Source organism: Sphingomonas sp. FW306-05-A (assembly GCF_058782275.1).
Map to the genome: position 1 here is coordinate 16,546 of NZ_JBYSXN010000008.1, position 23,929 is coordinate 40,474.

Sequence of the window (23,929 nt, forward strand, 5' to 3'; positions counted from 1 at the left end):
GGCGGTGACTGGTACGCTTCGCAGGCCGGGCAGGTTTTCCGACACCACTGCAGAACAGTACGAGTGCCGTGTCCGCTTGCGTATGCATCCGGGAAGGCAGCTAGAAGCAGCTGCAAGCCTGCATCGAGAGATAGTCTAGTACGGCTCGACGAACCCGCGCCACAAGCGCTTCCTGTCCTTGCTCACCGCGCTCACCGGCGGCATCGATCATACCTCGCATGATTGATGCGACGTCGCCGGCGGCAGCCGCTATGTTCGACGGCTCGGGAAAGTCCGGGCGCGCGAGGATGTCGGCAAGGATCGCCACGAACCTTGATCTTACGACCTGCGTCCCGGCATCCAGCGGCAGACGTGCTTCCTCGAAATCGAGTAGCCTCGCTAAGCGAGGGCGGCGGACCTGGTGGCGCACGGCCGCCCGGACCAGGGCATCCAACGCCTGCTGGCCCGCTGCCAGCATACAAGCGGCCTCGGCTCCTTCGACAAGGCCAGCCGTCTTACGACCGATCAGCGCGCCGAGCAGCGCATCCTTGTCGGGAAAATACTGGTACAACGTGCCGATACTGACGCCGGCCAGTTCGGCCACGGCGTTCGTGGTGAAGCCGCCATGTCCCTGCTCCTCCAAAATGCGAGCAGCGGCCTCGATGATCGCATCCACCGTATGCTGCGCGCGGGCCTGCCGCGGTTGTTTTCGGGGGAGTGTGCGCTGATCGGAAGCCCGTTCAGTCATGAGAACCAATGCAAGTAGTCAGGCTGAGCCTATGCTCACATTTTGTAGTCCTCAATCAAGACGCAAGGAAGCATTATGGATACGCAACCCGCCCAGTTCGAAGCCGCGCTCACGACGTTTTACATGGTCAAAACCTCGCCCGAATGGCTGGGCTTCTCGTTCGACACGCGTCTGTCTCATGCCCGCGAAACCTTTCAGCCCATCCTTGACGAGTACAAGGGACGCGTCCGACTGAAGTGGTACGATGTCGAATTCTACACAGCCAAGATCAGTGACATCTGGATGGTCAAATCCAAGGACCATCACAGCTACCAGTTATTCTGCGAGAAGCTGCGAGAGACGCCGTTCTGGGATCGTTTCTTCCTGGTGCATGACATCTTTTCAGGAGAGCTGAACGCCTGGGCCAAAAACTACGAAGTCGACGCACTGCAATCGTAGCTGCCTTGAATGCCCTAAAGCTCAAGCGGCTGTCGCAGCGTGTCGAGCAGCCAGCGGCCGGCAGGACCCAACACGTGGTCCCGCCGGTGTGTTGCATAGATGACGAGCCCCTCTTTGGGCGTTGGATCATCCTCGATCTCGATCGCGGTCAACCTCCCGTCAGCGATGGGTGCCGCGACGAGATGCTCCGGCATACGGCACCACCCGAAGCCGGCAAGCAGGAAGTCAAACCGTCGGCCCAGATCCACGAAGCGCCATAAGATCGTCGCGCCTTGCGGGGCGGCTCAGCGATGCCAGCGGATGACCGGGTGCCACAACCGGACGCATGCGGATCCGCAGCAGCGGATAGGCGACTATGTCCTCTGGCAAGTCGGGCAGCAGCAGGCAGATCGCCAGCGCTGCCGAACCGTCGCGCAGCCGCCCCAGCGAGCCGCCCAAACCTTCAGCCGAGAAGCTGACCGGCAGGTTCGGAAAGGTCTCTCCCACAGCACGCAAACTGTCGATCAGCGGCGCGGTCGGAACGAGCGGGTCGATGGCGAGCGCCAGTTCGGGTTCGACCCCCTGACGCGTTCCCGCCGCCACCGCCTCGAACCGCGCGGCGCTGGCCAGTACCAGTCTTGCGTGGTCAACGAGGACGCGCCCCACTTCGGTGAGGCGTGGCTTGTAGCCGCTGCGGTCGAATAGCGCGACGCCCTGTAGCGCCTCCAAGGTCGCGATCGCCTGACTGATCGCCGACTGGGCCCGTCCTAGCTTCCGGCCCGCGGCAGAGAAGCTGCCTGCATCGACGATCGTCACCAGTACGCGCAACTGATCGAGGCTAAGGTTGCCGATCATCGTCCATCATCTACGCTGATGGAGACAATCACCATTTGATCTCTCCTGCTTGGCGAGCGTGGAGCCTAGATCAGCATCATGCAACCGACCTTCTTCATCAACCACGGAGGCGGCCCGTGCTTCTTCCTCGATCCCGGTCCGATGCGGGAGGCGTGGTCCGAACTGGAAGTTTATCTCCGGGGTTTTGCCGCAGCGCTCGAAGAGCAGCCGCGCGCAATCCTTGTGATATCGGGTCACTGGGAAGAGGCACGCCCCACGGTCAACGCTGGCGCGGCGCCGCCTCTGCTTTTCGACTATGGCGGGTTTCCCGAGCACACCTACCAATTGACATGGCCCGCGCCCGGGAGTTCGGAGGTGGCGGCACGGGTGTGCGACCTGCTCGATCTTGCCGGCATCGAAAGCGGCGCAGACGCTACGCGCGGCTGGGACCATGGCGTCTTCGTGCCGCTCAAGGTCATGTTCCCCGATGCCGACATTCCCACCGTGCAACTGTCGCTGAAGCAGGGGCTCGATCCCTCAGTACATCTCGCCATCGGTCACGCGTTGGCGCCGCTGCGCCAAGAGGGCGTCCTGATCGTCGGCAGCGGCCAGAGCTACCACAATATGCGAGGCTTCATGGGCGCGGGCCGGCGAACCGATCCCGACGCGGAGGCATTCGATACATGGCTCCGCCAAGCGATGGCGGACGGCAACACGCGGAACCGTTCGCTGATCGCGTGGGATCAGGCGCCCGGCGCCCGTCTGGCGCAGCCGCACGAAGATCACCTGCTGCCGCTAATGGCGGCGGCGGGGGCCGCGTCCGGCGAGCCCGGCCGGACCGTCTTCCACGGACACGTACTCGGTAAGCCGATCTCCGGCTTCCGCTTCGGATAATCATCTCAGGGAAACTATCATGACCAAGCTTCTTGTCGTCGAGACCAGCCCGCGGGGCGATCATTCCATCTCGCGCGCGATGACGCGTCGCTTCATCGCTGGATGGCAGGCCGCGCACCCACACGGCGAGATCATCCACCGGGACCTCATGGAAACCAACCTGCCGTTCGTGACCGCGCCTTGGCTTCAGGCCTAATTCATGCCAGCCGAGCAGCACTCGCCGGAAATGAAGGAGGCACGGCGCCTGTCGGACGAGCTGGTCAGCGAGTTACTTGCTGCCGACCACGTCGTCATCGCAACGCCGGTTTATAACTACAATGTACCCGCGGCGCTGAAAGCGTGGATAGACCACATCGTTCGCAAGGGGCTGACGCTAGGGCATGATGGCAGTGGTCTGGTCACCGGTAAGAAAGCGACGGTGCTGCTCGCCTCGGGCGGCGTTTATACCGAAGGCTCGCCGATCCGAGATCGCGACATCGCCACCCAATACCTGCGCCTTATCCTGAGCGTCATCGGCATCACCGACGTGACCGTGGTAGCTGGTGGCGGAGCGAAGGTGGTCGACCTGGGCGAGCAGACGATGGATGGTTTCATCGCGATCCTTACCCCCCAGATCGAGCGCGCTACAGCCGCCTGAACCTCCCGCGGTGACGCATGCTGGGGAAGCGACTCCTTGCACCGATAGAGCGCGGATGACGATCAACACGTCCTGAACGAACGGCCGGTATTAGGAAGGGGAAAGGCGGGCTTGAACGTCCGGCCATGGGTCTGAGAAGCCAGCATCCTGATCAACGCTTTTTGGAAACGCGCGGAGCCAAGCTCCTTGACGTGTGACCCCGCGGTTCCTGATCCAGCGCGACCATGGACAAGATTACCGCAGGCTGTCGGTCGCGGATCGCTAGTGCCGAGCAGGGCTTCCAAATGCCTTGTCCCCATCAGGAATATCAAGGGCAGCCAAATGCCTGTTCGCGCGTTGCTGCAGCGCACAATCTGGACTCAACTTATGCCTATCCCCCCGCCCGACCGGTCTGCCTCGGTCGGGCTTATCCACTTCGCGCTGGCGCTCGGTGGTTTTGCGATCGGTGTGACCGAGTTCGCGACGATGAGCCTGCTGCCGTACATGTCTCGCGGGTTGCACATCGACGAGCCGACCGCTGGGAACGTCATCAGCGTCTATGCGCTCGGGGTCGTGGTGGGCGCGCCGTTGCTGACCGTGTTCGGCACCCGCCTTAGCCGCCGCACGCTGCTGATCGTGCTGATGTCGCTTTTCGCGCTCGCCAACGGGCTGAGCGCGCTGGCGCCATCCTATCACGCGATGCTTGTATTTCGCTTTCTCAGCGGCTTGCCGCACGGTGCCTACTTCGGCATCGCGTCGCTGGTCGCCGCGTCGCTTGTTCCCCAAGAGCAGCGCACACAAGCCGTGGGGCGCGTGATGCTCGGGCTGACGACCGCCACAATCATCGGCGTGCCCTTCGCCAACTGGCTCGGGCAAGTGGCCGGTTGGCGCTGGGGTTTCAGCGTTGTGACCGTGTGCGCGCTTGCGACCGTGGTGCTGGTGCTGGCGATCGTCCCGCGCGACTGGCCCGACGCCGACGCCAGCCCGCTTCGCGAACTAGGCGCATTGCGCCGCGCGCAAGTGTGGCTGACGCTCGGCGTCGGCGCGATCGGCTTTGGCGGACTATTCGCGGTCTATACCTATCTTGCGTCCACGCTGGTTGAAGTGACGGGCGTGCAATCGACGGTAGTGCCGCTGGTGCTCGCGGTGTTCGGGATCGGCATGACCGCGGGCAATCTGATCGTCCCGCGCTTCGCCGATCGCGCGTTGATGCCAACGGCGGGAGCGTTGCTGTTGTGGAGCGCTACGTCGCTCGCGGTCTACACCGTGGCGGCGCACCATTTGTGGTCGATCGTCCTGGCAGTGTTCGCGATCGGACTTGGCGGTGCGCTCGGCACCGTGTTGCAGACCCGGCTGATGGATGTGGCGGAGGACGCGCAAGGCCTGGCGGCGGCGCTGAACCATTCGGCGTTCAACACCGCCAATGCGCTTGGCCCCTGGCTCGCTGGGATGGTGGTGGCGGCCGGCTATGGCTGGACCGCGACTGGATGGGTGGGCTGTGCGCTGGCGCTCGGAGGATTCGCCATCTGGGCGATCACTTTGCTCTGGACGATTGTGGAACGCCGCCAGAGACCCGTAAGTGGATCGAGCGAGGCGGTGGCATGACCGAGGCTTCCAAGCCACCTGCGGTGCGTCGGGGCTTCGTCCTGGCGGCCGTGATGGCGGCGTCGTTCATGATCGCGATCGAGGCAACGATCGTGTCCACCGCGATGCCGCAAATCGCCGGACAGCTCGGTGACCTGCAATATTACGCGTGGGTGTTCTCCTCCTTCCTGCTCGCGCAGACGGCGACAACGGTGGTGTTCGGCAAACTTGCCGACCTCTATGGCCGGCGATCGGTACTGCTGGTCGGCATCGGCATCTTTTTGCTCGGCTCGGTGTTGTGCGGCTTCGCCTGGTCGATGCCGTCGCTGATCGTCTTTCGTCTCGTCCAGGGCCTTGGTGCAGGCGCGATCCAGCCGGTGTCGATCACGGTCATCGGCGACCTCTACGCAACGCATGAGCGCGGCAAGGTTCAGGGTTGGTTGGCGAGCGTGTGGGGTATCTCGTCGGTGATCGGGCCGCTTGCCGGCGGTCTTATCATCCAGCATCTCAGCTGGGCGTGGATTTTCTGGATCAATGTACCGATCGGACTCGCTGCGGCGGCCGGCTTCTACCTGTTCCTGCGCGAGACCGTGTCGACGCACGAGCGCAGCGTTGACGCTATCGGGGCGGGCTTGTTCACGGTCGCGATCGCGGCGCTGATGGTGGCGCTCACCGAAGTCGGGCCGGCTGGCAGCGGCACCGCCGCGATCGCCGCCTTGGTCTGCATCGCTGCCGGAGCGCTGTTCGTCGTGCAGGAGCGGCGCGCGAGCGATCCGATGATTGCGTTTACGCTCTGGGCACGCCGCACGATCGCCGCGACCAACGCGGTGACGCTGTTCAGCGGCATGGCGGTCATTGGCCTCACGACCTTCCTGCCGATGTACGTCCAGGCTGTGATGGGTCGTTCGCCGCTCGAGGCGGGTTTCATGCTCACCGCCATGGTACTCGGCTGGCCGATCGCGGCAACGCTCGGCGCGCGCAACTTCAGACGTTTCGGCCTGCGACCGATCCTGGTCTTCGGCGCGGCCTTGCTGCCGGTTGGCGCGATACCCTTTGTGCTGCTGTCTCCGCTGAGTTCGCCGCTCGTGGCGGGGTTCGGGTCCTTGGTAATGGGGTTCGGGATGGGATTCCTGAGCACGGCCGCGATCGTGCTGATCCAGGGCAGCGTGGGCTGGGCAGAGCGTGGGGCCGCGACGGCCTCCAACCTGTTTGCACGCAATCTGGGCAGCACGCTTGGGGCGGCTGTGCTCGGCACCGTGCTCAACGCCAGCCTTGCCCGCGGCCACGCCGGGTCGCTGCAACAGGTCCAGCAACTGCTCGCGGGTCATGGGTCAGCGGCAGGCGCACTGGCGAGCCGGGCAGGGCTGGCGCACGGCCTGCATCTGACGTTCTGGGGCGTCCTGCTGATCGCAGGCGTAACACTAGCGCTCTCGGTGTTTGTGCCGAAAGCAACTAAGGACCATGCCGCGTCAACTGATGTCTGATTGTGGGCAGCTGAGGCGGCGTGAACGTCTGCGTGTGGGCCGTTTATCGTACTGGTGGGAAACCGGGCGACAGACCGGCATTGAATTTAATGTCCATTAACGATGGCCGCCAAGTGCGGTGCGGAGCCGCGCACGGATCGGCTCGTCCCAGAATGTATACGACGCCCATGCAACTGCGATGAGGAGGGGAACAAGCGCCAGCCCGATGACTACCAGCGTATCTTGGGTCGGATGGTCGTTCGCTACGAAGTTCATCCAGACATACAGGAATGGAAAATGCGTCATGTAGATCGGGTAGGACATGCGCCCGACGAACTTGCACAGCGTCATCATGCCGCGCCCCGCTTCTGAGTGGCTGCCGGAGAATATGACGAGCGGGAATATTATGACAATGCACGCCGTCTCGTATAGACCGTTGAGCTTGACCGCGCCCACGTCCGACAGTGTCGGGAACGCGGCCAACGCGATCAGGACGACCGTCAGCGGCAGATAACCAAGGCGGAAGAACGGCAGTCGGCCTCGTACGCGGAAAAGCCAAAGCCCCATGACGAACGGGAAGCACAGCCGGACGGGTGCCATCCACAAGCTATCCCAGCCCGAACCCTGATCCATACTGCCAAGTCGGAGCCCGCAGACGACGAGGACGATCCCACTTGCGATCGCGATCGCCAGCAGCGCGCGGGTGGGCAAGCGACGAAGCAGCAGCGCGTAGGCGACATTGCCGATGTATTCCTGCAGCAGACTCCAGCACGGCCCGTTGAAAGGGTGCGTGTCGCTCCAGCGATTAGGGAGCGGCCCGGCGGGCAACAGAAACAGCCCAAGAGTGAACGCCCCAAGCAGCTTGCCCAGCGGGACGCTTTGCGCGCTACCGGCAAACGGGTCGAACAGATAGCTCACGAAGCCCAGCATAACGCCAAGGATCACGAGCGGGTGCAGCCGGATCAGTCGCAAAGTCAGAAAATGGCGGACCGACATACGGTCCCAGCGATCGTCATAGGCGTAACCAATCACAAAGCCGGACAACAGGAAGAAGAAGTCGACGGCCAGGACCGCGTGGTGAAGAATGACCTTGGAGGCATCCCACATCACCGTGATGCCCTGAATGTGGAACAGCACAACGAGCATGGCAGCGGTGCCGCGCAGACCGTCGAGTACCTCGAAATGCTCTTTGCCCGTCGCTGTCTGATCCGATGCCGTATTTGAAACGCCGGGCGGCGATGCTGGTGTATCCGCCACTGCCAATCGCAACACTTCTGCCATGCTCGCTCTCCCGTCGTACCTCAACGCAACGCTGGCCGATGGACCGTTTGACCACAACCATAGATCGCGGTCAGCAGAGGAGCCCCAGATTAGCGCATGTGGTAGATGAATGAACGGCGAGAGTTGGATACGCGATAAGCGGGGCTGAATGACCGCATATGGGTCATCTCACGTCGACGGTAATTCGGTGCCAAGCCGTCGAGAGGTAGCCGGCGAAGTTCCAGACATCTTCTGCCCGCTCGGGCTGCGATTGCCCGGCGTCATCGACGGCACGCACCACTATCTCGTTCTGGCCTGGGGCCACGTCTATATCGCAACGCCAACGCTGCCATGCATCCGGGACGGTTTCTTGGTCGATGAATTGTGCTTGCGCCCAGTGCCGGCCTCCATCAATCGAGAGGTCAACGCGCGCAACGCGGCGGCCGTAAGCTAGCGCATAGCCGGTGACCGCCAGCGGGCCGGCACCGACGATCTCACCATTGCGAGGGACGCAGATGGCAGAGTTGACCGGCATTGCCTCGATCACCATTCCCTTGCTCCAATCGACGTCTCGACCGTCCTCATCGGGCGGGAACAGTTTATAGTCCCGGGCTTGGATCGGCGCAGCGCTGGGCTTGTCGCGCAGTTCGATACGGGTCACCCACTTTACGCTCCGCACTCCCGCATAGCCCGGTACCACCAATCGCATGGGCGCGCCGTGTGCCGGGCTGAGCGGCTCACCGCCAATAGCCCAGGCGATCAAGACGTTGCCCGTCATAGCGCGCTGCAATGAGATCGAGATTTCGTAAGGGTGCGTCTCACCTTCGACCTTGTCCACGTCTGCGGCAGTGCAGGCAATATAGCCCTCACGCCGGTCCCCGATGCCCAACTCGCCCAACACCTCGGCGAGGCTGACGCCCGTCCATTCGACGTTGCCGATTGCGCCGACTTCCCATGGGTCGCCGTTAGTCTTTCCCGCCAACTGGAGATCGGCTCGACGGTTTCCCGCGCATTGCATGGTCGCGACGATGCGTCGCTCGGCGAAGTGTGCTTTGAACTGGGCAAGTGTCAGGTCGGCGTCGCGCAGGCCATTGCCTCCAAACCTGATCGCATGGTCGCCGGCTAGGTGGGGTATAACCCCATGGCTCCGGACGTAGAGCAGGGCCTGCGGGGTGAGGTATCGCTCGATAAGCCGGCTGGGCAGCGGCTCGGCGTTAAACGGCTCGCGCTGCTGGATGATGAAGTCTGCTTCGTTGAAGTCATCCATGATGCCCGCTCCTATGGTCTCGCGTCCTTGCAGCATAGCGGCGGCGGTAATTACTGACTATGCCGGCCGTCGCAGCGCGGCCCGCTCGCGTGCGGTTCATCCCATAACGCGGCGTGCCTGTATTCTGGCCGAGTCCTTAGAAGGTTTATGGGGGAAGGGCCGCTTGCAGCCCGCCCGCTAGAGAAGTTCCCGCGAATATGAACGAGCGGCAGAAGTTGGATAAGCCGTGGGCCCCTCCGAACGGCCATAATTGGGTCTGCCCGGCTTAATGCCGTCAGAGGCTTCCAGGTAAACGTTTAGATCGCCGGCGATTTGAGGATGTCAGCCACCTTCACAGACAAAGCTTCGAGCGTGAACGGCTTGGTCAACAACTCCATGCCGGGATCCAGATGTCCGTTTCCTACTGCCGCATTCTGAGCAAAGCCCGTGATGAAGAGCACTTTCAAGCCTGGCCGCAGCCGTCGGGCCTCGTCCGCCACCTGTCGACCGTTCATTCCATTAGGCAGCCCGACATCGGTAATGAGCAGGTCAACTCGGGCTCCCGATTGCAGTACCTTTATTCCAGCAGCTCCGTCGGCTGCGCCAATGACGGTGTAGCCAAGGTCATCGAGCACTTCGTCCATCAGGTGGCGGATGGTGGCCTCATCTTCGACGACAAGTACCGTCTGTCGATCAGTGCTAGCGGCCAACACGCCCGCCTCCTCCAATCCAATATGTTCAGCTTCGCCGTGATGGCGCGGCACATACAGGCATACCGTCGTGCCCAGCCCCATCTCCGAATAGATCCGGACCTGGCCCCCTGACTGGCGCGCAAAACGATAGATCATGGACAGGCCAAGTCCAGTTCCCTGACCGATCGGTTTGGTAGTGTAGAATGGCTCGAACGCACGCTCGATCGTCGTCGGCGACATGCCCGTTCCGTTATCCGTGACGCAGAGCGAAATGTATTGGCCCTGTGGTAGATCGCGTTCGCGACCCGCCCGATCGTCGATCCACTTGTTGGCCGTCTCGATAGTCAGCTTGCCGCCATCCGGCATTGCGTCGCGACCGTTGATGCACAGATTGAGGATGGCGTTCTCAAGCTGGCTTGCGTCGATACTGACCGTCCATAGCCCGACGGCACCGATGACTTCGATCTGGGCCATAGAGCCGACCGTCCGGTGCAGCATCTCCTCCAGTCCAGCAATCAGTTGGTTGACGTCGGTAGGCTTGGGATCGAGTGTCTGACGGCGGGAGAAGGCGAGCAGGCGTTGCGTCAGAGCAGCTGCGCGCCGGCCTGCGCCTTGTGCCGCACCAATAAAGCGGTCGAGATCGTCAAGGCGGCCGCGCGCCACCCGCATCTGAAGCAGCTCGAGATTGCCCATCACACCGGTCAGGGGATTATTGAAATCGTGCGCCAATCCGCCCGTTAGCTGCCCCACCGCCTCCATCTTGTGCGACTGTCTGAGCGCTTCCTGTGTAACTGCCAATTCAGCTGCCGCCTGCACCTCAGCCGTGATGTCCTTGGCGTGATGAAAGGCGCCGACGATTTCGCCCGATGCGTCGCGAAGCGGACTATATACGATGTCCCAGGATGGCTTGCGCAAGGCCGGATCGCCAAATTCCTGGCGCACGTTGAACGTTTCGCCAGCCAACACGCGTCTCATGAAGCCCTGAACGATAACTGCCTGATCGGGCACGAACTGCTCAATCAGAGAGTCGCCGAGCTGCTGCTCGATACCGTAGACCACACGATAAGCATCGCTGTGCGCCTTGTTGAAAGCGATTAGCCTCAAATTCCTATCCCAAGCGACGATCGGCGCAGTGTCGGACTCGACGATGTCTCCGTAGAGCCGGAGAGAGGCCGCGAGCCCAATCTCGTCGGTGACGTCGCGCGCGACGCAGAAGAAGCGATCACCATCGAGAACCGCTGTCCAGGCGAATGAACGGTATTGTCCATCTTTGGTTCGCAGGCGATTGACGAACTGACGCGTAATGCCGCCGTTCGCCACCCTCTCGACTTCAGCTCGGCTCTTCGCGACATCGTCGGGATGCTCCATCCACTCGGATGTGCGCCCGATCAGATCCTCACGCCGGTAGCCGAGCAGGTCTTGCCAGACCGGGCTGGTGTCCACAAAGCGACCTTCCCGGTCGCAGATTACAAACGGGTCGCGGGACACCTGCCAGAGCCGATCACGTTCCGCCGCTATGGCGACAATCCGTTCCTGAAGCGTGTCGTTCAGAACACGCAGCTCAGCCTCGCTTGCTTTCAGAGCCTCGGTGGCGCGTACCCGTTCGGTACTCTCGACACCTTGATTGAGTAGTCCAACGATGCACCCGTGTTCGCCGTGGATTGCCGACGCGGTGAAGTCCCAAACCGTCTTCTCCAGCGTACCATAACGAACGATATCTATTTCAACGCCTTCGTTAGCGAAACCTTCGCCCGTCTTCAGCGCGTGGAGGAAAGGCGGTGCAACTTGTTTCCAAGCGTCACCCCAAACCTCAGCTACGGGACGCCCTAGCGCAGCGGGATGGCGGTCGTGAAGCGAGGGGGCATACGCATCGTTGTAAAGTAACAGGAGGTCAGGTCCCCAGAGCACCGCGCCCATCATTGGAGACTTCAGACAGACTGATAAAACTGCCTTTAGCGATAGCGGCCAGTTCTCCGGCAAGCCTAGCGACGTTGCTGCCCAATCGTGCGAGCGCATCCGCGCACCCATCTCCCCGCCATCTGTAAGGAATGCGGTAGAGCAGTCTGAAGCGAGATTTGGCTTGGATGACATTTGCACTGTCTAGCGTCGTCACAGGGTTGCGTCAGTCGGAATAAGACCAGGAAGATGCTTTCTACCGGGCATACAGGACAGTATCGACCTAGCAGGGTCGATCGTGTCCCAAAGCAACAGAATTGGGAACGGAAGGCCGGCGAACCAAGCGTCAGGTATCCGCTGTAAGGCTCCTGGCAAACGCTTTGCAGGAGGGCTCCAATCTCAACTGTTTCGCACTGCCGCTTGAGCTCGCCTTACAAGCAGTCCGCTCGCATGAACAAGCGGCAGGTATCGGGTAGCGGCAAGCAGGACGTAAATGGTCGGTATTGGGTCTTGGCAGCCGCAACGCGGACCGGCGGCTAGCGCCCATAAGCGGATGCTATAAGGGTTGCGGCACAACGCGGTTGCCGGACGCCCCATTGGTGATGTGGAACCGCCGGTCGATTTGGCGTCACCAAAAGAGACCGGTACGTGCGGCGGACCCGAACCGTCGTCATAAGGACGGTAACCAAATCAGCAATATCATCATGCCTTACCGCCAGGTGACGTTACCCGATCGCGATCCCGCGCGCATTTGCAAGCATGAAGACTGCGGGTCTGACGATTGTGTCTGGGCTTATTTGAAGAGGCGTGCGAGACGCATCGACCCTATCGCTTATCCTAGTCAGATTCTCATGTCTCGCTGACATAGAGTCGCCTTAACCAAGCAGCAACTTTGCGCTGCAATGGCTTGTTGTCATGGGAGAAAACCATCATCTGTTAGCCATAGCGGAACGCAGAGGCCATGCCATCGGCGTCGACCTGCTACGTTCCCTGCAATCTTACTGTCATGACGTGGTGGCGATCAGCGTTGACCACGACGTCATTCGGCAAAAGGCTTTTTGCCAACAATTAACTGCTGTTACGAGGGGGATGCGACCGCTCATTCCGCTGGCTTTGATGCTCGTTAGCATTGCCCTTGTTGTGTTCTGGCGCCGGGGGAACCAACCGCTTCTCCTTGGTGGTGCCGCAATCATCGGCATTACAGCTATAGTAGCACGAGTGTGGCTGATGACGCCGGGGACCGATCTCAATGCGTTCGCTAGATCGCATCTGCTCGTGGCAATCAGTCTGGGCATTGGGTGGGGTACGCTAGGTTGGGGCATTACTGCTATTGGCGACGCTAATGTTGTGATGATGATCCTGTGGATCCAGATGGGTGTGATCGCATCAGGGTTGGTCATGTACTATTATTTACCCGTAGCGTTCTTGGGGTTTAGTGTTCCAATCGCCATACCTATGACGATCATGTCTGCAGGTTACGGAATTGGGGGGCTGACCAGCGCGTCGGCTCTGACGATCTTGTATCTCACCGTGCTAGGCCGGGCGGCCGTAGATCAATGCCGGGTATTCGTCGCAGCCTCTTGCGCGACTGAACGATTGATCGACAGCGAGGCTGCGACGCGGGCGGCTGACAGTCTCACTGCTGCAGCGCGAGTAGATGCGGCGAATGCTCGCACTGAGGCTGCGCATCTCCGCTCGGAACATATTGCGGCAGCGGCTACGGCGGCAGGTGCCGCAGAGGCACAACGCCGTAATGTCATGATTGAGCTGGCAGAGCATTTTGAAGCCAACGTCTTGAGCGTGGCGCAACAGGTATCTGCCGCGGTCTTCGATCTGGAACAATCAGCGCAGCGCCTCGCCGTGATCGCAGACGAAAGCGCGGGTGCGGTTAGCGAAGTATCCTATCGCGCCAAGGCGGCATCTTCATCGGTATCGACCCTGGCTGCCGCTGCTAATCAGCTCGGCACAACTATCACTCATATCGCGTCACAGGTCGACGATCACGCCACTCTAAGCGCTGGCGCCCATGCATTGGCGGAAGCAAGTTCGGGAGCGATCGCGGGGATGTGCGACCGGGCAACCCAAATCGGCAATATGACGGCTGTTATCACTGATGTTGCCAAGCAGACCAGCCTGCTCGCCCTGAACGCCACGATTGAGGCCGCTAGGGCCGGTGAGGCGGGGCGCGGCTTTGCGGTTGTTGCGGCTGAGGTGAAATCGCTTTCTGTTCATACTCGGGTGACAGCCGGGGATGTGTCCTCCCATATCGAGAACATCTTTGCGCAAGTGGATGTAGCGACCGACGCTGTGCACAAGACGGTTTCTAGCATTGATGGGGTCGCTGCCATCGCAACATCCATCGCAGGAAGCATCGACGACCAACGCAATGCCACCGTCGAGATCGGCAAAGCCGTTGAAGTTGTGGCCAACCATGTTCGCGATATGCGAGATCAGGTAACCTCCTTTGCAGAAAGTGCCGATGCCACCGGCCGCCTAACCGAAGAGGTTGGCGCGACCAGTCGCCGCGTATCCATGCAATCGACCATGCTGCAGCAGGTTACCGTCGCATTTCTTGATGAATTGCGGCTCGCATAGATAGAGGCGATGGCCCATCGTTAGAGCACGCTTTTCCATGATCTGCGCTTTTGCCTCCCTAAGCAGACGGTCTGCAGTCCACCAGTTTCAGGTCGTACAGAGGGCTGATTTAGACGCTCAAAATTTGCCGTCCAACCGCCTGAACGAATGTCCGAAAGTGGGAGGCGGGGAAGCGCACTTGAATGTCCGCGTCTGGGTCGTTGCGGCCAGTGCCGTATGGCGGTTAATGCTTGGGACATAGCCAGCCCTTGCCACTTAGACAGTCGGCAAAGTGAGCTGGCCAATGTTGGATTGAGACGCGGCCGCAACGTCAACGTGATTTTTCGACACCACCTCCTCGCAGCCACGCCTCCGCCGTGTCTAGCGCCGCCTGATCATCGACATCGATCCAGGCTAGATCGCTGCAATCGAGGGTTAACGCGCACCCCTCCTGCGCGAGAATGCGCATGCCCTCGGTGATGGAGGGATCGTCCAGCCCGTGAAGCGCGGCAAATAATCCAGCCCCGATCGCGAATACGCCCGTATCAAAACAGTCGTAGGAAACGAGACCCTTGCCGATCTCCACGATCCGCTCGCCTTCGGTCCGGACGCATGTGACATCGTTCAGGTCGACCCAATCGCTGCCGATCCGACGGTCGATCGCCAATCGCGCCATGCCGGTAGCGCCAGCTTCGGCAGTGCGGCGGTAGAGTTCGGGGTCGACTAGATGATCGCACATTGCCAGCAGCGCCTGCCGACCGGCGGCATGCCCTTCCGCCGCAAGGAGCGAAACACCGTTTGGCTTGCGATAATCCTCGGTTCGCACCGTCTGGACAATGATCGGCCACGTCATCGCCGCAATATGCGCCTCAATCTGCTCGGCACCGTAACCCAGCACCACAATCACATTCTTCAGTCCGGCATTAGCCAGACCGGCGATTGCATGATCGATGAGCGGTCTACCGCCGACCGGGCAAAGAGGCTTGAGCGGGGCGGCGGAACGTAGGCGACTGCCTTCGCCCGCCGCCAGCAGAATCGCGGTGTCGATCATTCCCGCTGCATGATGAAGTCTTCCACCGCCTGTGCTGCGAGGTCGTCGGTCATCTGCGTGCGCGGATGCTTGCAGAAGTAGGCGGATGCGGCATCGATCGGACCAGCCAGTCCTCGATCCTGCGCCAGCTTAGCGCAACGGATCATGTCGATCGCAACGCCCGCGCTGTTGGGACTATCCTCTACAGAGAGACGGAGCTCAAGGTTCATTGGAACCCCGCCGAACATCGTACCTTCCATGCGCAGGAAGCAGACCTTGTTGTCGTTCTGCCAAGGCACGTAATCCGATGGGCCGATATGTACGTTGTCGTCCTCGAGCCGTTCAGCGGCGACCGATTGCACCGCCTCGGTCTTGGAAATCTTCTTTGAGGCTAGCCGGCGATGGTTCGACATGTTGAGGAAGTCGGTATTGCCGCCGGTGTTGAGTTGGTAGGTGCGCTCCAGCTTGACGCCGCGCTTCGCGAACAGATCAGTCAGCACGCGGTGGACGATCGTCGCCCCCAGCTGTGCCTTGATATCGTCGCCGATGATCGGGACGCCGGCCTGCGCGAAGCGGTTAGCCCATTCGGGGTTGCTGGCGATGAATACCGGGATGTTGTTGACGAATGCCACGCCTGCCTCAAGCGCGCATTCGGCGTAGAACTCGCTGGCCGCTTGCGATCCGACCGGGAGATAGTTCATCAGCACGTCCGCCTTGGTAGAACGGAGCGCGGCGACAACCTCTTCCTTGGTCGGCTCCGGCGCGTCGGCGAGGAGGAAGGTACGGTCGTCCGCATAGTCCGCCATATGTTCGGCAACACCGTCCAGAACCTTACCCATCCGCACGGTGGTGCCCGTCGATTCGACCGACGCGCAAAAGACCGTGGTGCAGTTGGGCTTGGTGAAGATCGCCTCGGCAACGTCCTTGCCGACCTTGCGCCGGTCGACGTCCCATGCCGCCACGACTTGAATGTCGCTCGGCCGGTAGCCTCCCAGGTCGTGGTGCATTAGGCCGATCGTCTCGTTCGCCCCTTCGCGGTAATACGACAGTCCTTGAACCAAGGAGCTCGCACAATTGCCGATGCCGATCAGGGCGACGTTGATACTCGTCATTGGTTCTTCACGTCCTTCGGGTAGATGAGGGTGTTACGATCGCGGCGGCATCAGATAGTCGCGCTTCGACCCTACGGTGCCAAAATATTCCAACCAGCAAGACCGCGGAAAGTGGCCCAAGCTCGAACCACCAGAACCAGCGCGGATCGTGAGCAAGGCAGGCGACACCGATCGCGTAGACCCGCACGTTGGCGCTGAGAAGGGTCATCAGGCGCATCGGCCCGACCGCTGCCGCGCCATATGCGGTCGCCAGCTTTGCAGGGTTCGAGTGTGCGCCAAGGACCGCATCGAAGCGACCGGCAGAGCGTTCCAGCGTACCTGCGACGTAATCGTAGAGCCGGACGAGCGGATTGCGGCTCGGTGTCGGCCGCGTGGCTACTGCCACGCCCATGCAGCGGCGGTGGAAGCGGGCGCGCTCGCTTTCATATAGGTTCGATTGGACCGAATGTGCTGCACCCGCCGCCAGCGTCAACGCCCAGACCGCAGCCGTCCCGATCGAGCACGCGAGCACGACGTAAATCAATGTGAACACTCCGTGGTCGCACAGGCCGTCCAGCACTCGGCCAAGCGGGCTGCTGGTGCCGGTAGCCCGCGCGACCATGCCATCAAGCCCGTCCGCAACAAGCCATGCAATCGACAGTAGCAGGCCCAGCATCACGAACGCCCAGCTCTGCCAATGTGCGTAGGCCAGCGCTGCTAACCCGCCAACGGCAAGCCCGCTCAGCGAAACGGCATTGGCTGAAATTCCACGTGCGATAAACCACGGCAGCAGCAGATGTGCTGCAGGATGTATGATCCAGAGGTTTGTCGGATCCTCGATCCGGCGATCCCGCGACCGGTCCGGCGTAGGAGCTGTCATTGAACCGACCCGTACAGGGCAACCGGGATGCGCATCAAGTGATTTTACGAAGCCGGAGTACTTCCCAAAAGCCTTGCTCAACGACAGTCGTACGATAAATAATTTGCCGTTCAACGATGACTTTGCACCAACATGAGGGCCGCCACTCATCATAGTGAATGCACGGCCAAAGTCGGGAAGCGGGCAGGGCGGTCTGAATATCTAACTCTGGTACGACCCGCCCCAACCCCTTCCGCCGAAGCTTGAAGACGTGTTCTACCAAGATGAACGGATGTCTGATGTTGGGGAGCGCGCAACGACGCCTGAATGTCGTCTATTGGGTCTTTGCTGCAATCGTTAACGATCGATGCCGACGGTCGCCTCTGCTCCGCTCCACTTGCCTGCGAGGCCAGGCACTTCTTCCAGCTGGCGCACTTCGTCGAAGCGGCCTCGCTCCTCCCGATACCGGACGATCTCGAATCCGTGTCCTTTAAGCTGCGGCACCTCGTCGAGTTCCGCTGCGGTAGAGGTGTTCAGGTTGATCATGAGAATGTCCATGGAAGCAATCAGGATGAAACAACGTCCGCTTGTGGCGGTCCGCCAAGTGCCGTGCTGCGTCCGAAACTGAGTCCTGTCGCAACCTCAGCTGACCGCTTAGTCGCGATCGGCTGAGGATACGCCGTTAGGGTTTAGGAAATTGGAACGCCACCGGTTACGGCGACGACATTACCGCACATGTAGCTCCCCTCCGCCGACGCGAGCATCACATAGGCGGGAGCGAGTTCGCCCGGCTGTCCAGCGCGGCCGAGCGGCGTGTTCTGGCCGAGTGTTTCCAGTTCCTCCGGTGACTTGGCGATCGGCTGGATTGGCGTCCAAATCGGGCCTGGCGCCACCGCGTTCACACGAATGCCGTCGCTGGATAGAAGGTTGGACAGGCCCACCGTCAGGCTAGAGATAGCGCCCTTGGTTGCTGCGTAGATAATCATGTTCTTGCCAGCGACCTTTGCCTGTTCGCTGGTCGTGTTGATGATCGCCGAACCCGGCTTCATGTGCGGCGCTGCTGCCTTGGCCAAACGGATCATGGCAAAGACGTTAGCGGCGAACGCGGCCTGCATCTCGTCGTCGTCGATGCTATCAAGGCCCTCGTTCATTGTCTGAGCGGCAGCGTTGTTGACGAGCACATCGATGCCACCGAGTTCCGCGATCGTACGCTCGACCAGGGTTACGCAGTGATCCCGGTCGCGAAGATCGCCCGGAAGTAAAATGCAACGTTGCCCCGCCTTCTCGACCCACGTCAGTGTCTCTTCGGCGTCAGCTTGCTCGTCGGCAAGATAGGAGATCGCAACGTCGGCTCCCTCACGGGCATAGGCAATCGCCACTGCCCGGCCGATACCGGAGTCCCCTCCGGTTATCAGCGCCACATTGCCCTTCAGTAGGCCCTTGCCGACGTAGCTCTCCTCGCCGTGATCGGGCTTGGATCGCATCTTCGCCGTCAAGCCGGGTCTCGGCTGCTGCGGCTCATCAGGAAAACTTGTCGGCTGGCTGCTGCGTGGATCGTCGGTCATAGCGGTTCCTGCTGGTGGAGATCAGCAGCAAACGGCTCAGGAGCGATAACGTGCCGGGCCGCCGCACATGAGGACGACGTCCCGTCGGCGTCAGCGTTTCACCGGTTGTCAGCGATAACCAGTGCCAGCCTTGACGATCTGGCCGAACCCTGGGAACGGAAAATGCGGGCTGAACGGCTACGCGGCATGAGCTCGCTCGGGTTGAACCGATTGTCCATTGGGCGATCGGCGGAAAACAAGGTGCCAAAGTGCGTGTGAAGCGCCTCGGGTTCGTAGCTATTGCGGGCACGGTTACACATCCCCTCAGCCTGCAGCAGTTGGCGAATAGTGTCGAGGCCGTAGCGGCTGGTTTCCCGGAGAACACACGCGACGGCAATCATCTTCATGTGGCCACCCGCGGAGGGTCACTTCAAAAACCCTCATATTTCACGGCACACCAAGCCGCGACGTTACCAGGACCGGACGAGTCTGACTAAAGCTGATATTGATCAAACAGATATGGTTGTTCGTCTGCGAGGCAATTCAGCGTGCCGGACGTTCCATGATCAGGACAAAGCATAGACGCTTTTCCAGTAGGAGATCAAAGATGCGTACTAGCAAGATTGTCGGGATATTGGCGTTGAGCACGATGCCAGCGGCGGCGATCGCTGCGCCGGCGATGACCTCGGCGACCTATGTCATGAAGGCAGGAGCGGGCGACCTCTACGAGAAGCAGTCAAGCACGCTTCTCATGCAGTCGACTGCTAACCCCGCGCTCAAGAAGTTCGCCAAGGAAATGATCACCGACCACACGAACAGCACCGCGGCGCTCAAGGCGGCCGCAATGAAGGCTGGGCTGCATCCCGCCCAACCTAAGTTGACCGCGAAGCAATCAAGCGATCTCGCTGCGTTGCGCGCCGCGACAGGCACTGCGCGCGACACGCTGTACATTCAGCAGCAGAAGGCAGCGCATCAAGAAGCACTAGCTCTCCATCAGGACGAGTCGTCAACCGGGACCGCGGCGCCGCTCAAAGCCGCCGCAGCCAAGATTGTCCCCGTTGTGCAGCATCACGTCGACATGCTCGCCGCAATGTAACTGAAGGCCAGGCCCCGGCGACGTTACCCGTTGCCGGGGAGCTAGGATAGGCGCTCACAGCAACCGATGGTTAGGCGAACGCGAAGCAGCTAACCTCGGATGATCAGTTCGTTCACTCGTTTGCCGCCGCCGGAGGATGCAGTCGCAATTGTATAGGTCGTCTCGACCTCAGCGACGTCGAATCGGCCGAACACTTCGGGCGGGGTATCAGTCACGTTGATCGTCAGAATGACGCGTCTTGCGATCCACGCCCGCTGCTTCGGCAAGTGTTCGGAGTTCTCACGAGCGCTCCGGCGTCCGCCGATCGACGCTGAAGTTGTGGCCGTCGACCTTGCCGCCAAACGTCGACGCGCTTTCAAATTAGTTCAGGAGCTTGCTATGGCTGTGACGTGGCGACCCAATTTGACGTCCAGCCGCGCTGTAGACCGGCCCAGATCGATATCAAGCAAACGCTTGCACATCACACTTCAGTAGTGCGTACATGCTTGCTCTCATGGTGAAGGCCGGTCGATGATACATTTGCATTACCCCGATGGACGGGGCGTCGATCTCGACAAGGGTGCAGTCACCTTCTTCGAGCCGGCTCGCAACGGTGGCACGTTGATATGGACCGGGTCAGAGGAGGATAGCCTAGCGATACATGTTCGCGAGGAATATGAAGAGGTGCACAAGGCCGTCATGAAACCTTGACCTGCCAATGTACGCATGCCGGTATCGACAGTGTGCTTCAGATCACAAACTTGAACTCCCACATGCTCTTCTGCGCAACGGCGAGGGAGCGCCGTAGGTCATCAGCATAGGCTTGAAGCGCACTTTTGGACTGTTGATCCGTTACGAGATAGGTAGTGCGCTCGATGCGCTCTAACTCGATACGGATTTTAGCGTCGTCGGACATGATGTATCTCCAGCCCCGCTGTCGATTTGTGAATCCTGGACCACAATAGTTAACAACTAGTAAACTGCGTACTGGCATACGGCCATCAAGGTTAGAATCGGTACACGTGCGTATCGCGCTTAAGCCTTTGCGATTGCGGCAGCAGGAGTGCTCTTGATCTCGTGGGTGGCTCGCCAATGGCAAACCGAGGATGCCCGAATGAAGCCTGTCGCCGCCGCCACACCCGACAAGGTGCACGAAACGCTGCAAACGCATGCTGCCGGACATCGCGTAACCCTCGCGGTGTTAACTCGACTATGGCGCCTGCCACTAGGCTATCTGGCGCGCTCCGCTGGCGGTGCCAGGCAGATCAATTGCCAGCGAACGAAAATCCGTTGCTGGCGCAGTTCGCCCGGGTCGACCCGCGCCTGTTCGGCGAACGGGATGGGTGACAAGTGCTGATCACTCGCCTCCCTTCGTGAGGTGTTTACTAAATACTCCGGCTGCCCTGAAGTGAAGAGCTCGCTTTGCGTTAACTTGTACCGGTTCGCCAGTACGCGGGTTGCGGCCCACGCGTTCTTCGCGTGCGCGAGTGCTAAACGTGCCAAGGCCCCGTAGCTCGACACGACCCCCTTCTACCAATCGGTTCTCAATTTCCTCGAACAAACAAGACACGGCAGCCTCGATGGTGGACAGTGGCAAATCCGGATTGTCAGCGGATACCGCTCGTACGAGTTCAGATCGAATCATGTCGCGCCCTCTGTATTGAGTGAAGCCATACCATTAGGGCACCTACGGAAGTCTCTTTACCCGATATAAATCGCGCCAGTTGCACAAAATGTATGTTCGACACTAACCGTAACGAACGTTCGACTAGGGGTCGGAAGCATGCACAATGAACTGCGGGTCGTAGAGGGCTCAGAGCGATGGGAGGGCCTTTGCGTTAGGGTCGATGTGCTGCTCGATGGCGAACTGAAGCGTCTGCGGCTATGCGCCAGCGCAATTGCCTCGTCGGCAAGGTCAGATCCGGCTGTGACCGTCAGCCGGAACTTTGACGCGTTGGTCCCTGCAATCCTGAACGCGTGTCGAGGCGCGGGAGCTCACATCCGCAACATCTACTGATTATTCTATGCGGATGTTCTCCACGCTCGTTGGCAGAGTCGAGGAGCGGAAAATATACACGATCGACCTTGAAAAGATCCGATGAAAGGTTCGTTTGCGGGGGCGATCCGATCTGGACGATAGCGTCCACCTCTCACCACTAACGTACCTATCGCATGACCAAAATCGAAGCAGTTGCCCGGACGCTATGCCGTTTGGATGGATACGGCACGGATGTGCACGACAAGGGCCGCCCGATGTGGATGAACTACCGGGATCACGCGCGTCAGGTGATTGAAGCAATCGAAAGGGTTGAAACAGAAGCGGCTCGTCGTCCGATTTGAGAGCACTCTTTACGGGAGCGTAGCCTTCGATAGGGAGAACCGAAGATCGTATTGGGGGCGTAAGATGCGTTGGTTGATTAGAGTGCTGGCTTGCAGCGTCGCGTGCGTCGCTTCGGCAGCGCAGGCTGAGGACAGCAACGCGGATCGGCTGTGCAGTGAGCGGCCTGGGTTAACGACTACCGCCTGTATCACTGCGGCCGGCCGCCTTCAGACCGAAACAGGATTGGCCAGTTGGACGCTCGAGCAGGGTGATGGCGAGCGCACCGATACCGTCCTTATCGGCGATACGCTTGTCCGATACGGTGTTGGCGGCAAGACTGAACTCCGCTTGGGCTGGTCTCCCTATGGGTTTGCTCGCGATCGCGATGCCGACGGTAGCGTTAAACGCACCAGCCGCGTCGGCGACGCAACTGTTGGTGTCAAAACATCTGTTGTTGAACGTAAGGGTGATACCGGACTGGCGATGTCTATGCTCGTCGACGCAGTCCTTCCAATCGGGCGACGACCAATTGGCGCTGGGGACTGGGGTGTCACATTTCAGCTTCCCGTGACCTACCGCACGTCAGACAAAATCTCGCTACAGGCGACCCCGATCGTTGCAGCGGCGGTGAACGATGACGGTCGAGGCCGCCACTCCCTCTACGGCAGCGCGGTTGAGATCGAATATTCACTAAGTGACGCGGTAAAGGCAGACCTTAGTGCGCAGGTGACGCGCGACGACGATCCCGATCCGCAGGTACGCGGTACGCCAGCGCTTGGCAGTATCGCTCTCTCCTGGCAGCCAAGCAGCAACATGCAGCTAGACCTTGGTACTAACGTCGGTTTGAACAGAGCTGCGCCGGATGTCGCGGTTTATGCTGGTGTCTCGCACCGCTTCTGACGCTCAGTTCCGAATAATCAGTTCCTTCACACGCTTGCCGCCGCCGCTAGAGGCGGTTCCAATGGTGTAAGTGGTCTCCGCCGCAATCACGTGAAATCGGTCAAACACTTCCCTGGCACCGTCTGTGGCGTTGATCGTCAGTATGAAACGCCCCGCAATTCCAGCGAGCTGATCGGAGAGGCGTTCGAAATCTGCTCGTTCGAACACACTCGGCCCGTAGTCGCCCTCGCAGCCCCAGTAGGGCGGGTCGAGGTAGAACAGCGTGCCGGGCGCGTCGTATCGCCGGATCAGGTCGGCATAGGGCAGGCGCTCGATCACGACGCCGGTCAGGCGCTGGTGGAGCTCGTCGAGCATTGGCCCAAGCTTGGTCACGTCGAAGCGTGCCGAGGCTTCACGCTTTACGCCGAAGTTGCGCCCGTCGACTTTGCCGCCGAACGAAAGCCGCTGGAGGTAGAGGAACCGCGCCGCCCGCTCGAGGTCGGTCAGCGTTTCCGGGGCGGCCGCGCGCAGCCGATCAAACTCCGCCCGGCTGGTGATCTGCCATTTTAGCACGTCCATGAACTGGAAATAGTGCCGCTGTAGGATCCGGAAGAGGGTGGTGAGGTCCGCGGAGATATCGTTGATCACCTCGGCCCGGGGCTGGCGCGTCCGCTTTAGAAACACCCCTCCCATGCCGGTGAACGGCTCGACATAGGTGTCGTGCGGTGTCGCATCGGTTAGGGCGCACAGACGGCGCGATAGGTTGCGCTTGCCCCCTATGTACGGGGCAGGGGGAGACACCGGGCGGACTGACGTCGACGGCAGTTCGGATATTAGCGAAGTTGGAAATTCTTGGCGCATCGATAAGCGTGGACCACAGAGACGATCTTGTAGGAAAGCCCTTTTTAGGCCTTTCGAAACAAACGAC

Annotated in this window: 23 protein-coding genes and 1 pseudogene; 9 read left to right on the top strand and 15 right to left on the bottom strand. The window is 60.6% G+C overall.

What is annotated here, in order from left to right:
- Window positions 1–100 precede the first annotated feature (100 nt).
- On the bottom strand, window positions 101–727 hold the full coding sequence (locus tag AC3WJR_RS20095; RefSeq protein ID WP_492727404.1) for a TetR/AcrR family transcriptional regulator: 627 nt from the start codon (window positions 725–727) through the stop codon (window positions 101–103).
- Window positions 728–802: 75 nt separating this feature from the next.
- On the opposite strand from AC3WJR_RS20095, the gene AC3WJR_RS20100 reads away from it, so the two are divergent.
- Complete coding sequence (locus AC3WJR_RS20100) at window positions 803–1,165, top strand: darcynin family protein (RefSeq protein WP_492727406.1); 363 nt, start codon at window positions 803–805, stop codon at window positions 1,163–1,165.
- Window positions 1,166–1,179: 14 nt separating this feature from the next.
- Here the strand turns inward: AC3WJR_RS20100 and AC3WJR_RS20105 are convergent, their stop codons facing one another.
- Together AC3WJR_RS20105 and AC3WJR_RS20110 are read right to left on the bottom strand one after the other, a co-directional pair.
- Window positions 1,180–1,413 (bottom strand): LysR substrate-binding domain-containing protein, encoded by a 234-nt coding sequence (locus AC3WJR_RS20105; RefSeq protein ID WP_492727408.1) that lies wholly within the window; start codon window positions 1,411–1,413, stop codon window positions 1,180–1,182.
- Entirely contained in the window at window positions 1,391–1,999 is a 609-nt protein-coding gene (locus tag AC3WJR_RS20110) for a LysR family transcriptional regulator (RefSeq protein ID WP_492727410.1), read from the bottom strand. Before AC3WJR_RS20110 ends, AC3WJR_RS20105 begins: the two co-directional genes overlap by 23 nt.
- Window positions 2,000–2,077: 78 nt before the next feature.
- Between AC3WJR_RS20110 and AC3WJR_RS20115 the strand changes: the two genes are divergently transcribed.
- From AC3WJR_RS20115 to AC3WJR_RS20130, 4 genes and pseudogenes are all read left to right on the top strand, one after another.
- The gene (locus AC3WJR_RS20115; protein WP_492727412.1) at window positions 2,078–2,872 is read left to right on the top strand and encodes a DODA-type extradiol aromatic ring-opening family dioxygenase; all 795 of its coding nucleotides are present in this window, start codon (window positions 2,078–2,080) and stop codon (window positions 2,870–2,872) included.
- A 19-nt stretch (window positions 2,873–2,891) separates the two neighbouring features.
- Window positions 2,892–3,509, top strand: a pseudogene (locus tag AC3WJR_RS20120) (FMN-dependent NADH-azoreductase).
- Between the two features lie 366 nt (window positions 3,510–3,875).
- Complete coding sequence (locus AC3WJR_RS20125) at window positions 3,876–5,093, top strand: MFS transporter (RefSeq protein WP_492727414.1); 1,218 nt, start codon at window positions 3,876–3,878, stop codon at window positions 5,091–5,093.
- Window positions 5,090–6,556, top strand: a complete 1,467-nt coding sequence (locus AC3WJR_RS20130; RefSeq protein WP_492727416.1) for an MDR family MFS transporter — start codon at window positions 5,090–5,092, stop codon at window positions 6,554–6,556. The genes AC3WJR_RS20125 and AC3WJR_RS20130 overlap by 4 nt, the downstream gene beginning before the upstream one ends.
- A 96-nt stretch (window positions 6,557–6,652) precedes the next feature.
- Here the strand turns inward: AC3WJR_RS20130 and AC3WJR_RS20135 are convergent, their stop codons facing one another.
- The 3 genes from AC3WJR_RS20135 to AC3WJR_RS20145 all read right to left on the bottom strand — a co-directional run bounded on the left by AC3WJR_RS20135 (window position 6,653) and on the right by AC3WJR_RS20145 (window position 11,653).
- Entirely contained in the window at window positions 6,653–7,816 is a 1,164-nt protein-coding gene (locus AC3WJR_RS20135; RefSeq protein WP_492727418.1) for an acyltransferase family protein, read from the bottom strand.
- Between the two features lie 163 nt (window positions 7,817–7,979).
- Window positions 7,980–9,062 carry a molybdopterin-dependent oxidoreductase gene (locus AC3WJR_RS20140; protein WP_492727420.1) on the bottom strand — a complete coding sequence of 361 codons (1,083 nt, stop codon included), beginning with the start codon at window positions 9,060–9,062 and terminating at the stop codon, window positions 7,980–7,982.
- A 296-nt stretch (window positions 9,063–9,358) separates the two neighbouring features.
- Entirely contained in the window at window positions 9,359–11,653 is a 2,295-nt protein-coding gene (locus AC3WJR_RS20145; RefSeq protein ID WP_492727421.1) for a hybrid sensor histidine kinase/response regulator, read from the bottom strand.
- 891 nt (window positions 11,654–12,544) lie between these two features.
- On the opposite strand from AC3WJR_RS20145, the gene AC3WJR_RS20150 reads away from it, so the two are divergent.
- Window positions 12,545–14,224, top strand: a complete 1,680-nt coding sequence (locus AC3WJR_RS20150) for a methyl-accepting chemotaxis protein (RefSeq protein ID WP_492727422.1) — start codon at window positions 12,545–12,547, stop codon at window positions 14,222–14,224.
- A 310-nt stretch (window positions 14,225–14,534) separates the two neighbouring features.
- Here AC3WJR_RS20150 and AC3WJR_RS20155 read toward each other — a convergent pair whose 3' ends face one another.
- The 6 genes from AC3WJR_RS20155 to AC3WJR_RS20180 form a co-directional block, all read right to left on the bottom strand.
- Complete coding sequence (locus AC3WJR_RS20155; RefSeq protein ID WP_492727424.1) at window positions 14,535–15,254, bottom strand: phosphocholine cytidylyltransferase family protein; 720 nt, start codon at window positions 15,252–15,254, stop codon at window positions 14,535–14,537.
- A complete protein-coding gene (locus AC3WJR_RS20160) occupies window positions 15,251–16,345 on the bottom strand; it encodes an inositol-3-phosphate synthase (RefSeq protein ID WP_492727425.1) in 1,095 nt (364 codons plus the stop codon). The genes AC3WJR_RS20155 and AC3WJR_RS20160 overlap by 4 nt, the downstream gene beginning before the upstream one ends.
- A 7-nt stretch (window positions 16,346–16,352) precedes the next feature.
- Window positions 16,353–17,285, bottom strand: a complete 933-nt coding sequence (locus AC3WJR_RS20165; protein WP_492727427.1) for a CDP-alcohol phosphatidyltransferase family protein — start codon at window positions 17,283–17,285, stop codon at window positions 16,353–16,355.
- Between the two features lie 255 nt (window positions 17,286–17,540).
- A complete protein-coding gene (locus tag AC3WJR_RS20170; protein ID WP_492727429.1) occupies window positions 17,541–17,729 on the bottom strand; it encodes a helix-hairpin-helix domain-containing protein in 189 nt (62 codons plus the stop codon).
- 143 nt (window positions 17,730–17,872) lie between these two features.
- The gene (locus tag AC3WJR_RS20175; RefSeq protein ID WP_492727430.1) at window positions 17,873–18,748 is read right to left on the bottom strand and encodes an SDR family oxidoreductase; all 876 of its coding nucleotides are present in this window, start codon (window positions 18,746–18,748) and stop codon (window positions 17,873–17,875) included.
- Window positions 18,749–18,846: 98 nt separating this feature from the next.
- Window positions 18,847–19,134 (bottom strand): hypothetical protein, encoded by a 288-nt coding sequence (locus AC3WJR_RS20180; protein ID WP_492727432.1) that lies wholly within the window; start codon window positions 19,132–19,134, stop codon window positions 18,847–18,849.
- A gap of 242 nt (window positions 19,135–19,376) precedes the next feature.
- Between AC3WJR_RS20180 and AC3WJR_RS20185 the strand changes: the two genes are divergently transcribed.
- On the top strand, window positions 19,377–19,823 hold the full coding sequence (locus tag AC3WJR_RS20185; protein WP_492727434.1) for a DUF4142 domain-containing protein: 447 nt from the start codon (window positions 19,377–19,379) through the stop codon (window positions 19,821–19,823).
- Window positions 19,824–20,550: 727 nt separating this feature from the next.
- Here AC3WJR_RS20185 and AC3WJR_RS20190 read toward each other — a convergent pair.
- Together AC3WJR_RS20190 and AC3WJR_RS20195 are read right to left on the bottom strand one after the other, a co-directional pair.
- The gene (locus tag AC3WJR_RS20190) at window positions 20,551–20,718 is read right to left on the bottom strand and encodes a hypothetical protein (protein WP_354281230.1); all 168 of its coding nucleotides are present in this window, start codon (window positions 20,716–20,718) and stop codon (window positions 20,551–20,553) included.
- Window positions 20,719–21,159: 441 nt separating this feature from the next.
- A complete protein-coding gene (locus AC3WJR_RS20195; RefSeq protein ID WP_354281228.1) occupies window positions 21,160–21,447 on the bottom strand; it encodes an HU family DNA-binding protein in 288 nt (95 codons plus the stop codon).
- 527 nt (window positions 21,448–21,974) lie between these two features.
- Between AC3WJR_RS20195 and AC3WJR_RS20200 the strand changes: the two genes are divergently transcribed.
- Together AC3WJR_RS20200 and AC3WJR_RS20205 are read left to right on the top strand one after the other, a co-directional pair.
- Window positions 21,975–22,142, top strand: coding sequence for a hypothetical protein (locus tag AC3WJR_RS20200; RefSeq protein WP_492727436.1), 168 nt, complete (start codon window positions 21,975–21,977; stop codon window positions 22,140–22,142).
- Window positions 22,143–22,206: 64 nt separating this feature from the next.
- Complete coding sequence (locus tag AC3WJR_RS20205; protein ID WP_492727438.1) at window positions 22,207–23,022, top strand: transporter; 816 nt, start codon at window positions 22,207–22,209, stop codon at window positions 23,020–23,022.
- 3 nt (window positions 23,023–23,025) lie between these two features.
- Here the strand turns inward: AC3WJR_RS20205 and AC3WJR_RS20210 are convergent, their stop codons facing one another.
- Complete coding sequence (locus AC3WJR_RS20210; protein WP_492727440.1) at window positions 23,026–23,862, bottom strand: DNA adenine methylase; 837 nt, start codon at window positions 23,860–23,862, stop codon at window positions 23,026–23,028.
- Window positions 23,863–23,929 lie beyond the last annotated feature (67 nt).